Source organism: Streptomyces sp. DH12, assembly GCF_020873895.1.
Classification (GTDB): Bacteria; Actinomycetota; Actinomycetes; order Streptomycetales; family Streptomycetaceae; genus Streptomyces.
Genome location: NZ_JAHWGT010000272.1, coordinates 1 through 723, shown reverse-complemented (window position 1 = coordinate 723; position 723 = coordinate 1). Strand labels below are relative to the sequence as shown.

1 protein-coding gene and 1 pseudogene are annotated in these 723 nt (G+C 69.0%); both read left to right on the top strand.

Features of this window, described 5'->3' with window-relative positions; genetic code table 11:
* Positions 1-269: pseudogene (locus tag LPA54_RS33985) on the top strand (protein kinase family protein); the annotation flags it as partial.
* 10 nt (positions 270-279) lie between these two features.
* Positions 280-723: CbrC family protein (locus tag LPA54_RS33980; RefSeq protein WP_228984538.1), on the top strand; the 444-nt coding region annotated here is incomplete at its 3' end.

The window sequence follows — 723 nt, the reverse complement described above, 5'->3', positions numbered from 1 at the left end:
ACCGGTGCTACGCCGTCACGCATCTCGTGAACTGGCTGACCGTGGCTCTGCTCGGACACGGACCGGAGGAACGAAGAGCGTTCGTACGCGCGTGCGCGAAAGGGGTCCGCCCACGGCAGATGCCGACCGCGATCGCTGACGTGGTCGCGCGGTACGCGCCGGTCGCGGAGACGATGGGGGACTTCTGTCAGCGGTTCCGGACGGAGAGCCGGACGGTGCCTTTTCCGTTCGCGGCGGTCCGGCAGAGACTTGGGATCGCACGCGGGTAGGGTGCCGGTGATGAGTGACGGCCTGCCCCACTTCCGCTATCACCCGGATCCTGTAGCCACCGGGTCCCTCCGCGCGTCCGCCGACAGGTGTGTGTGCTGTGAGCGCAGCAGGGGCTGGATCTACACCGCCACGTTCTACACCGCACACGACGTCGACGGACCTTTCTGCCCGTGGTGCATCGCGGACGGCAGCGCGGCCGTACGTTTCGAGGGTGACTTCACCGACTGCTACGGGCTCGACGGTGTCAGCGAGGGCGTCGTGCACACGGTCACCCGCCGCACGCCTGGCTTCCGCGCCTGGCAGCAACCGCACTGGCTGGTCCACTGCCAGGACGCCGCGGCCTTCGTCGGCGAGGTCGGATACGCGGAGCTGTCGGCGCTTCCGGAAGCCCTGGACCGGCTACGGGCCGACATGCGCCGCGACGGTTGGCACGACGACGAGCAGCTCGAGGAC